Here is a 10,155-nt window from a genome sequence, read left to right as displayed (position 1 = left end):
TTAGCTTCAAAAAAAATCCCAATCAAAGTTTGAAAGGGATCCATTTATTGTATGTGTACTTTTAGTTTTTTGACTTTAATAACTCTTCTAAGTATTTTACCTTTTCCTTTTCAGCATTTAGCAATTGTTCATTAAGTTTTTTGTTCTCTTCATACAACTCCATTAATTTCTCAATTGGGTTTATTGTACAATGAGAGTTAATAGCATTTAAAGTTGACGAATCATGACTATTAAATGTATTTGAGATAATATTCATAGCAGTTTCTTCACTGAATTTTTGAATTGCTTCTGAACTAACATTTAATATTTTGGCAACTTGTTCTAAAATATCTGCTTCAATCTTTTCCTTAGCTTCTAATTGTGACACTTTCTTTTGAGTCCAATCGTCGCCCAATTCAAATGCGAGTGCTTCCTGCTTCATGCCCAGCATTTCCCTGAACCTTTTGATATTTCTTCCTTCGTGGATATGTTGTGTCCTTTCCATAATTCGATGTCAATTTTTTAAAGATAAATCTTTTGATCAACCCATTTACGAATTTAAGGAATATTTAACGGATAACATATTCTCCTTCTAGGATAATTTATGCGAGGTTCTGAATTGTATAGACTAGTTAGTGTGCTGAACTTCATATTTCAAAAGCAATAACCGTATGAAAAGATTAAGAAAAAAGTTCCTTTCCATGGAACAGGTTTGTAGTAAATACCATGAAATCGATAAACGCTATTCTTCCCGCAGTAAAAAGTATTCCGTCTTCGTCCATGCAAATATTAGGTATCTCTGTGCCATACTTGGCCTAACTCCTGAAAAGATCATCCAAGAATACATGAATAGCTTGGCTTATAGCTATAGAAAAGATGCGACAAAAAAACAGAGGAATTTGGCCAATGAATTCTTTCTTTCCTGTCGAACAGAAAAAGGTGACTTTGATAAGAAAGAGATCAAGCAGATGCTGGCAGAACTGAAAATAAACCGAGCCTACTTTTCCAGATCATTCAGCTTGGACATCGAAGGTAGCGAAAGCGATGCTTTCCATGCAGGTTACAATATCTTCAATCAAAAATGGGTTCAATGGTGGTTCAACAAACACCAGAACCATCGAAAGATTTCGCTATTGGACAAAATTTAGAGTTTTTTAAAATATCAGTTATGATTTCCAAAGAATTGCACTTAGACCAAAAGTTGGAAGAGGTAATCCAGATACTGACCTCCAATTTCCTGATCGAATGTATTTATCGGAGCGACTTCCATGAATCAGGCAAACATCAGGAACTTATCCTTTTGGTATCGAATAAATATGTCAATATCATCGGAGAAATTACGCCAAAGATGATGAACAGCATAAAAGAATATGAAAACTACCTGATCAAATGCTTTGTTGCTTTTCAGGCTAGAGAAAAGATCAAAAAGGGAAATATATTTCTATTTTGTTCATGCCAACCTGAAAACCTGGTCTATCAAAAACCTGATTCCAAGTTTTCTCCAATCCCAAATGACTTTGATCCAGTAGCGTGTTTAGCGCTCTTCAAGGAAGTCCAGAAAAGAGACCTTAAAAAGATAGAAGAATTCAAAGATGGATATTATCATTTCAAATCCCGATCTAAATACGCCAAGTCCGCTTTTATGATCCATCAGGTTCTGGAACAAACCTATAGGAACTTGGAGATTGTCCTGATGGGAAAGGACAAAATTACCCATTCCATTAGGTGCCATCATGCGACTCTATGTAAAATTTATCCCTACTGCAAACCTGTCTTTGATGTAGATCAAGCGGTTGATGATGATCTTTTGGAAATTCTTGAAAAAATCTACCGTGCAACGCGGTATGAAGATGATTTCCAGATTTCGCTTGAAACCCTTGAAAAGATCGAACAGAAGATGAAAACGCTGGCGGAACTATCAGAAACTATCATCATCAAGATCACCATGGATTTCAGATATAAATTCCAAACTGCAAACGAACCCGACCAAACGGATGCGAATCAATTTCCAAATCTTTCGATATTGGACGATATGAAACCTATGCTAGCATACCTAGATCAGGAAATACCGGAGGAAAAATACCTCCAAATCTTTGGATCACGTAATAGAACCTTTGAAATTAGGGGAGTAAACTTTTCAGAAGCGCAAGAAATTATGGTTGCTAGAAATCTGGATATCCTGCTGATCACAGATCAACCGTTAAGGGATCGAATAGATCAACTGATAAAGGACATAAAAGAAAGGTTTGAGATAAACATGTTGATCCTGAATTACAGTACTTCAGAGATCCAGCAGCTGCTTGATGCAAATAATCCGCTCATCCATAAAATTCTCTACGAGCTAACCCCTACAGACAAATCAACTAATTTTCTATCCAAACTTTATATTCATCCCAAAAAAGGAAATATATCCGAGGAGAATAAATCGCTCTGCTTGAAAAATTGGTACAGCCGAAGACAAAGCTGCCGCACGTTTTTCAACGCAGGCAGAAATTTAGAGAATACTGAAGAAGTCCATATCAAGATCCTCCTCTACAAAGAGGCTATCGGGCAGTCCTGCCTTGGGCTATTGGAATACTATTTTGATTTTACACCCTATAACCTTAATATGAAATTCCTGTATGAGCTCTGCTCGAGCTTCTGGCAATTTCCAAATGATATCTTTCCTAGATCATCCTGGGAAGAAATGAAGCTTTTTGACAATCTGGCTGGTGCCACTACCGAAGAACGATTGATGGGATGCACCGATCAGGACTGGGAGGAAGAATACCGATATGAAGCCAGAACAGTGCTCTTCGTGGAGAAATGCATGGAATTGATTGATGGAGAAGCCGATCTGGAATAAAATTCGAAAGACCAAAAAAAGGGCTATAGAAGCCCTTCATCCCGAAAGGAAAGATACCTTTCCCGGCCAACGATCAGGTGATCGTGCAACCTGATATCCAAATAGCTTGCGGCCTCATGGATGCGCTGGGTCAACTTCCTATCCTCTGCGCTTGGCTTGAGGTTTCCCGAAGGGTGATTGTGAAAGACGATGATCCCCGTAGCGGTCGCCTTCAGCGCTGTAACCATCAAAAGCCTGATATCCACAATGGTTCCCGATATCCCGCCACTGGAAGCCTCATAAACACCCATCACGCGGTTGCCCGTATTCATCAGCAGTACCCTGAACCGCTCAAAGAGTTCTAAATTCTCACATTGCCAGCTATCCATGATCACGCTGTAGGCTTCACTGGAAGAAGTCACCACGGGCAATTTAGAGCTGGGAATCCGGTTGCTGTAACTTAGCTGAACCTCTGCCACCTTGTACAGAAGATTTCTTTTTTTTCTGCTTTCCATAACGTTCTTATTTAGTTTCAAGAAATGATTATGGAGCCCGCACCGGATCTGACCGAGCAAGGGCAAGAAGCAACGAAATAAAAGATGGAGCTGTGCGATGGGCAAGTGTTTATGTCGGAATTTCTTGTCCCGCCCCGAAGGACAGTGTCCGAACTTTGATCCCTATCATGGATTGAATAAAAAATAAATCTAAGACCTGCCTAGCCGTTTCCCTTTGCGTTTTTTTCGCCTTCTTGGAAACGATCTTTCCATTCCCTCGGATGGCAGGCTTGTACCTGAAAGCAAATTAGCCACCAAGTCCATAGCCTGAGATTTTCCAGCAAACAATTCTCGAAAGCTAACAGCTCTCCATTCATCCCTGCCTTTAGAAAACTGCAGGATTCGGTCGACCTGCCTTCGCTCTTGCAAATTGCCATTCTTTACACTATTGGAAAACTGAAAAGTTTCCTGCAATCCTCGGTCATATGAAAACATTTTATCAAATAGAAGCTCTCCTGATTCCTTAAATGCCCTTCGGTCGAACTGACCGAGCTTCTGAGAATGGGACTTGTTTTTTCCCCGAGAAGTATTCAGGGGACTCAGCTTGATCTTATTTGTGATATCCTTGCGGCTGACGATGATCTGAATGTGAAACTGATGACCTTCCTTGAGTTCTCCGCGCTTTTTCTCCCCACGGATTACCGCTTTGTCCTGATGTCCGTAATAGCGGTTCTTCTCCCATTTAGCAAACCACAACAGGTCAGCCTGACCACCTATCCCTTCACGATGAAAGTTCTTGGCATAAGCATCCATCACCTTGAGCGCAAACTCCTTGAGCTGAAACTTGGCCTCCTGCTCACCAAATCGTTCCAATAGAAAAGCAATCTCCTTTTGGCTCGGGCTGATGTTGATCAGATAGAACTTACCGTCATCCCTGGACAGTTTAGCGATATTGGCATCGATTGCTATCCTGACTTCATGCGGTAGTATGTCACTGGAATTTCCATTGAACCATTTTTCCGATTCTGAAAGATTTTCTACGAGTCTGTTTTCCTTTTCCAGATAATTCACCAAAGCCCCACAGCTGCCAATATTGCTGCCCGTCTTGGATTTAGAAATATTGATGAACATGACTAGAGCTTATGGAGGTCGGAGATAAGCTTTTTATAGAGCTCTTCCTTCTTGGCCGAACTCATGCTCCAACCAATGGCATCCCTATCTTTTAGAAAATTGTCAACTAATTTAATTGCATTTGCAATCAGTACTGATTTCTTTATTTTTTCGGAATCCAATTGTCTGTTCAGCGAATCCAATGTTCGGTTCATATCTTTCACAAGGATAGTCAAGGCATGGATTGCTTGTTTATGCTGAATTGATTCCGAGAACTGAACTTGCAGCAATTTCAACACTTCGCTGGAAAGGTTGAAACTGGGTAACAACAGATCTTTTTCCTGCTGCTTGATGAAGGACAGGATACGGTTGATCCCTTGGGATAACTGGTTTCTAAGGGCGTGGTCGTTGATGTCCATTGGATCTTTCTTTGTGTTGTAGAAATAGTCGATCATTTGGATCACGGCCGTACGCTTTGTCCTTCCGAGCTTCCTGGCCAAATTATCAAGCTTTTTATCCACCTGTAAGCTGAACTTTACCGACCTGTTCTTTTCGATCTTTCCATCCATAGTTCTAGGGTATTAGGAATCGAAAATTACTGGCCAGCAAGGGATGGTAAGAAGGGACATAATCTATATATCCCAGCTTTACAAGAGTCTTGATGCACCTGTGGTAGGTCGATATGGACCTTATCTTGGAGAATGCCATCAGTTTTCTCCGGCTTACCTGAAATGGCAGTCTAAGGTTGCTCGCATGGGAATAATAATAGAGCGCCATGATCAGGCCTAACTGGGAAGTAATTAGCCCACTATCTTTCAAGATCCTATCAAAAAGCCTTTCAAAGGAACGTTCATTATTTGCATGGGAAGTATTATCCATTACAGTTGCTCCTTTCCATCATGGAACCGATATCGTTCCTGTGATAGTAAAGACTCCCTCCGATCTTGCGATAGGGCAAAAGTCCTCTGATGCGCAGATTCTGAAGGGTTCCCGGCGATATCTTTAATAGTTGCCTGACTTCTGCACTTTTGAGCCATACCCTCTCGTTGCTATTTTTTGCATTAAGGTTGAAAATTTCCTTCATCTCTTCGATCAGCTCCATCTTGAGCTGACGGAGGTCTTCCATCGTCACTACTCTGATTTCCATATCCTATCTCTATTAAATTACAAACTACTTTAAGTCAGTATATTTAGGGCGCGGGGAGATTAAATTTAAGAAAAACAGCTGTTTAAGGCTAACCCAATTGAATATTGCATAGGATTGTGAAAAATAGTTAGGAATTCTATGGGGAATTCCAAAAAGAAGGTTTAAATGGTTTATAAATGAGAAGAGTATTCCCGGAGGATACTCAAAAAGCCGAATGCAGCGCATGAAGGCTTAAAAAGTAGGGCTTGCCCAACTTCCGCTTGCTCATTTGACTCGTCCTGAAATAGGGTTACACATTTCTGTTAAAATTTCACTTTTTTAGTTATAAATCTTGAAATAGCCAAACTTGACTTGATTTACTCTCGTTCTTTATGTTTGTTTATTAACTGAAGACTTAATAAATATAATATAACAGAATTTTTCCTAGATTTGAATGAAGAGCATGAAATGTTTTTTATTTAAACCAAATCAATTTTTTCTAAAATTGAATTTTAGAAAAAATTTAAGAATAACATCTCTTTTTGAAATATGTTAACCGTTATTTACATTAGTAAAATCAATTACCTATAAATGCAACAGAATAATAATATGAAGGCACTCAAGCCCGAATTAGTCAATAGCTATAAAAATATTGGACCTGATAGTGTAGTTGACTCAAAAGATCCTGGTGATGATGTGCTCAGAAGATTTCGTTATCAAATTACCTACACAGGTATTTTATGTTTGAAGATGATTAATCAAATAGAATTTGAAGAGCTTTTTTGTGAGCATCACGAAGATTTACTTGTAAAGTATAAAGACGGTACATATACTGGGATTCAGATCAAAACCAAGGAACTTAACTTACCTCCTTTTAAAATTGATGACGATTCTATAATAAAAAGTTTCAAACGATTCATTATTCTTGATATGACCTTTCCTGGGAAATTCAGGACATTTTCAATCGTATCAAATCATGGATTTGATCAATCAAAACCCCATTTATGTATAAATACACTTATAGAAAACATTAAACAAGGAAATGATGTACTCAAACCTAGATCTAAAACTTTAACTCTTATAAAAGGACTATGTAAAGATACTGGTTGCGACGAAGAGCATGCAAAAAATGTCATAGCTAAAATAAGGCTACGAACATTTTGTGGGCTTGATGATATTAATATGAAACTCCACAATGAACTAAAAAACTGCAAAATATTAAAGGGTTTAACTGAAAGTAAGTTATTAGAGATAGGAGATCTAATTATTGCTAAATGTTTTCATGCATCTTCATTGACCATATCAGACGACGATCCAATTATTAGTTACATTTCAGGAAAATCTGAATTAGCCGATATTGCTGCGCAAATAATAACAGACAAATGTATCAAGTTAAGAGACTTCCAAAGTTGGTTGGAGTCAGAGAAAATTACCCCAGCTGTACTATTGCTAAAAGATAGGGAGCATAAAATTAATTCGACAGACGGTTATCGAAGGTTAGAAATAAAAATGGATGCTGGAGAAATAGACGCAGATAATATTAGTATTATTAAGGACTTTAAATTTGCTTTTGAACAACATTCACTTGCGTGGATGTATAAAGATAGTGAAGATGCAGATTTAAAGTATTCCCAAATCATGAGTGTCACTCAAAACCTTTGTAAGGAAATTTATGATGAAAAGAAAATTGGACAAGGAGAAAAAACAGGTCAGGAAATGCTAATAGCTGTTAGAAGGGAAATCAAAAATCGTAAGGCTAATGATCCTAAAATATTCCTTGATTGCACTTATGAACATATTATTGGTGCAGTTGGTGTATTGACTGAATCCTGCAAGGTATGGTGGACCCCAAAATTTGATATAAAATAATGAAAGACCTGTTCACTATTCTATCGAGCTTGGAAAAAGATGAGCATATTCATCTAGGAAGATTACTGATCCTGACGTATGTTTTTTCAGGTGATAAATATATCGGTGAAATTGAAGGCCTAACAAAGCTTGCAAAATTGGACTTTTTACTTAGATATCCTACTTACTTAGAAAGAGCCTTATTACATAATAAAAAAAAGATGCTAAAGGCTCCTCCCAAAGAATATGAAAAAACAAGTGTTGAGTCCAAAATGGTCAGATTTCGTTACGGACCTTGGGATTTTCGATATCGAAGGTTCATAAATACCCTAGTAGGAATGGGACTTCTATATCTCCGAAAAGCAGGAAGATCTTATTATCTAGGTATCACAGAACTAGGAATTAAGACAACAGAAAATTTGGGACTTTCTGAAGACCTTAAAGACATTTTTGAAAGATCTAAATTAATTAAATCAAATTTTGATTATTCAGGAACCAATCTTATGAAATTTATTTATAAAACTTTCCCAGAGATAGGTTCACTTCAATATGGCAAGGAAATACTATGATGCATATTAACTTTTATTCTTTAAATCTGAATTGTAAAAAAAGTCAGGAGACTATTGATCTTTCCCATCAAGTTATTTTTTTTCATGGGAAAGTTAGTTCAGGAAAATCTTCTATTGCAAGACTAATAAATTTTTGTTTAGGAGGAAACCTTGAAAGGACAATAGCTATACAGAAGGAAGTTATTAGTGTTTCTCTTGAATTAGCTGTAGGTAATTATAAAGTTTTGCTTGAACGAAATGCTGAGAGCAGTTCCATCGTTACTGCTTCTTGCATCAATGAGCAAGGAGAGTCATTCACAATCAATGTACCCGTAAATGCAGGCAATCAACCTGTTTACGCAGGTCAGGTTTATAGCTTAAGTGATCTTATTTTTTATTTACTTAATATAAAAGTATTGCGAATTCCAGCAAAAAAAAATGTTCAAGAAAACACCTCATTAGTAAGATTAACTTTGAAGAATTTTATGTGGTATTGTTATCTCGATCAAAGTAAGCTTGATAATTCATTTTTTCGGCATGAAGATGGTACTAAAACCAAAAGTAGCAAAGAAATATTGAAGTATATATTTCAGTATTCTACTCAAAAATTAATAGAACTTCAAGAAAAGTTAACTAATACACGAAAAGAAAGATTTCAAAAGCATGCAACGGCAGAAGGTTTAAGAGAATTTTTAAAAAAGTTCAATTTTTCCAGTGATGAAGAAATTAGTTTTTTGGAAGAATCAACGAAAGCGAAGCTTGATAAAGCTAAAATTGAGAAAAAAAGAATAGAAGCGGATTACTCTTCAAATACACACACAGTTGACAAGCTTAGAAATGAAATAAGAGAATTAATAATGAGCTTAACGAGTTTAGAGCAAGGAATCACAGATATAGAAAGAAGAATCGAACAACAGACCAGCTTGAAATCAGAGCTTATTTCTTCAAAATTTAAAGTTGCCAAAAATCACACGATCGCCAATGTTTTTCAGGGAATTAATTTTATGAATTGTCCAGACTGTGGAACTAATCTTTCCAAGCGAAAAGTCAACGATGATACCTGCAAAGTTTGTTTATCTCCCAAGGATTTAGAAAATCCAGAGATAAGGGATGATCTTGAAGTAATACAAATTGACTTAAATGAAAGGATACGAGAATTAGACTCGTCAATTGATCTCCATAAAAAGTCATTAGTACAATCAAAAAAAGAGTTTGCAGCGAAGCATAAAATTAGACAAGAACTGGATCAAAAACTTCAGCATGACCTTAAGCAATATGAATCAATTTTTTTATCAAATATCAGAGATGTTGACAAATCAGTTGCGACATTTACAGAAAGATTAAAAAGTATTAAAAGAATGAAGCTCATGCCTAGAGAAATCAAAAAATTAGAGGAGGTAGCTCACAAATTAATACTTCAAGAAAGAGAGTTAAAAAGATTGATAGCTGAAGAAACTGCAAATTTTGTCAAAGGGGAAGAACTTATAGAAGAACTAGAAGAGGTATTTTTAGAAATATTAATTGAAGTTGGAATGCCAGGGATTTCGGCAAAGGATAAAGTTTCAATAAATCGAAATAATTGGGATGTAAGTATTCTCCCAGCTGGGGAAGAATATCTAAGATGGAATTTCTATAACGCTGGTAGTGGTGGTAAAAAAACACTTTTTAATAGCTGCTTTCTATTAGCCATTCACATAATTGCTGCAAAACATGATCTGCCCATTCCGACTTTTATTATCATTGATACTCCAATGAAAAATATTGATAAAGAAGTTAATACTGATATTTTTAAAAGCTTTTTTGATTACCTATATAAACTAGCGAGTTCAATTTTAGATAAAACTCAAATTATAATCATCGATAACAATTATATACCGCCTTCAACTGAAATAACAATTGACTTTGTTCATAGATATATGGAAGCGGGTAATCCGGAAAACCCTCCATTGATACCTTATTATGATGGCCCTTAATGATTTTCGAGGGTTTGAATTATGTTTAATTTACAGATTCAGTTAAGACTGCTTTTGAGTATGCGGTCTACTGTAATCTTCCTTTAAAACATCAATGATTAATAATGTAGTTTTTTAATCTAAAATTGTTACTTTAGATATAGCAATTGCAGCTAAAAAGTATATCAATTCAGTGAGTGATTCGGTGAGTTAGGAAAAATAAAATTTGTAATTTACTGATAAATAGATTAATACCCGATAGGTGTTATTCCCC

10 protein-coding genes are annotated in these 10,155 nt (G+C 36.4%); 5 read left to right on the top strand and 5 right to left on the bottom strand.

The window, feature by feature from the left end; translation table 11 throughout:
* Positions 1 to 61: 61 nt before the first annotated feature.
* Entirely contained in the window at positions 62 to 484 is a 423-nt protein-coding gene (locus G5B32_RS13680) for a helix-turn-helix domain-containing protein (RefSeq protein ID WP_165292082.1), read from the bottom strand.
* 166 nt (positions 485 to 650) lie between these two features.
* Here G5B32_RS13680 and G5B32_RS13675 point away from each other — a divergent pair, with 166 nt between their 5' ends.
* Positions 651 to 1,127 (top strand): hypothetical protein, encoded by a 477-nt coding sequence (locus G5B32_RS13675; protein ID WP_165292081.1) that lies wholly within the window; start codon positions 651 to 653, stop codon positions 1,125 to 1,127.
* Positions 1,128 to 1,147: 20 nt separating this feature from the next.
* Entirely contained in the window at positions 1,148 to 2,824 is a 1,677-nt protein-coding gene (locus tag G5B32_RS13670; protein WP_165292080.1) for a hypothetical protein, read from the top strand.
* A 23-nt stretch (positions 2,825 to 2,847) separates the two neighbouring features.
* Here the strand turns inward: G5B32_RS13670 and G5B32_RS13665 are convergent, their stop codons facing one another.
* From G5B32_RS13665 to G5B32_RS13650, 4 genes are all read right to left on the bottom strand, one after another.
* A complete protein-coding gene (locus G5B32_RS13665; protein WP_165292079.1) occupies positions 2,848 to 3,318 on the bottom strand; it encodes a JAB domain-containing protein in 471 nt (156 codons plus the stop codon).
* Positions 3,319 to 3,507: 189 nt separating this feature from the next.
* The gene (locus G5B32_RS13660) at positions 3,508 to 4,428 is read right to left on the bottom strand and encodes a DUF5712 family protein (RefSeq protein ID WP_165292078.1); all 921 of its coding nucleotides are present in this window, start codon (positions 4,426 to 4,428) and stop codon (positions 3,508 to 3,510) included.
* Positions 4,429 to 4,430: 2 nt separating this feature from the next.
* Positions 4,431 to 4,976, bottom strand: coding sequence for a BfmA/BtgA family mobilization protein (locus G5B32_RS13655; protein WP_165292077.1), 546 nt, complete (start codon positions 4,974 to 4,976; stop codon positions 4,431 to 4,433).
* A 302-nt stretch (positions 4,977 to 5,278) separates the two neighbouring features.
* Complete coding sequence (locus G5B32_RS13650) at positions 5,279 to 5,554, bottom strand: helix-turn-helix domain-containing protein (protein WP_165292076.1); 276 nt, start codon at positions 5,552 to 5,554, stop codon at positions 5,279 to 5,281.
* 588 nt (positions 5,555 to 6,142) lie between these two features.
* Between G5B32_RS13650 and G5B32_RS13645 the strand changes: the two genes are divergently transcribed.
* From G5B32_RS13645 to G5B32_RS13635, 3 genes are read left to right on the top strand one after another with little or no spacing between them, the layout of a single operon-like run.
* Positions 6,143 to 7,402: a dsDNA nuclease domain-containing protein gene (locus G5B32_RS13645; RefSeq protein ID WP_165292075.1), complete on the top strand. Its 1,260-nt coding sequence runs from the start codon at positions 6,143 to 6,145 to the stop codon at positions 7,400 to 7,402.
* The gene (locus G5B32_RS13640) at positions 7,402 to 7,950 is read left to right on the top strand and encodes a hypothetical protein (RefSeq protein ID WP_165292074.1); all 549 of its coding nucleotides are present in this window, start codon (positions 7,402 to 7,404) and stop codon (positions 7,948 to 7,950) included. Before G5B32_RS13645 ends, G5B32_RS13640 begins: the two co-directional genes overlap by 1 nt.
* Positions 7,947 to 9,902 (top strand): AAA family ATPase, encoded by a 1,956-nt coding sequence (locus G5B32_RS13635; RefSeq protein ID WP_165292073.1) that lies wholly within the window; start codon positions 7,947 to 7,949, stop codon positions 9,900 to 9,902. Before G5B32_RS13640 ends, G5B32_RS13635 begins: the two co-directional genes overlap by 4 nt.
* Positions 9,903 to 10,155: the final 253 nt, after the last annotated feature.

The organism is Sphingobacterium sp. SGL-16, from assembly GCF_011043515.1.
Lineage (GTDB): Bacteria > Bacteroidota > Bacteroidia > Sphingobacteriales > Sphingobacteriaceae > Sphingobacterium > Sphingobacterium litopenaei.
This window is presented reverse-complemented; position numbering and strand designations above follow the sequence as displayed.

What these genes read in the sequence shown, in the direction of transcription:
- G5B32_RS13680 (WP_165292082.1), bottom strand. Translation starts at nt 484, where the DNA reads ATGGAAAGGACACAACATATCCACGAAGGAAGAAATATCAAAAGGTTC.
- G5B32_RS13675 (WP_165292081.1), top strand. Translation starts at nt 651, where the DNA reads ATGAAAAGATTAAGAAAAAAGTTCCTTTCCATGGAACAGGTTTGTAGT.
- G5B32_RS13670 (WP_165292080.1), top strand. Translation starts at nt 1,148, where the DNA reads ATGATTTCCAAAGAATTGCACTTAGACCAAAAGTTGGAAGAGGTAATC.
- G5B32_RS13665 (WP_165292079.1), bottom strand. Translation starts at nt 3,318, where the DNA reads ATGGAAAGCAGAAAAAAAAGAAATCTTCTGTACAAGGTGGCAGAGGTT.
- G5B32_RS13660 (WP_165292078.1), bottom strand. Translation starts at nt 4,428, where the DNA reads ATGTTCATCAATATTTCTAAATCCAAGACGGGCAGCAATATTGGCAGC.
- G5B32_RS13655 (WP_165292077.1), bottom strand. Translation starts at nt 4,976, where the DNA reads ATGGATGGAAAGATCGAAAAGAACAGGTCGGTAAAGTTCAGCTTACAG.
- G5B32_RS13650 (WP_165292076.1), bottom strand. Translation starts at nt 5,554, where the DNA reads ATGGAAATCAGAGTAGTGACGATGGAAGACCTCCGTCAGCTCAAGATG.
- G5B32_RS13645 (WP_165292075.1), top strand. Translation starts at nt 6,143, where the DNA reads ATGAAGGCACTCAAGCCCGAATTAGTCAATAGCTATAAAAATATTGGA.
- G5B32_RS13640 (WP_165292074.1), top strand. Translation starts at nt 7,402, where the DNA reads ATGAAAGACCTGTTCACTATTCTATCGAGCTTGGAAAAAGATGAGCAT.
- G5B32_RS13635 (WP_165292073.1), top strand. Translation starts at nt 7,947, where the DNA reads ATGATGCATATTAACTTTTATTCTTTAAATCTGAATTGTAAAAAAAGT.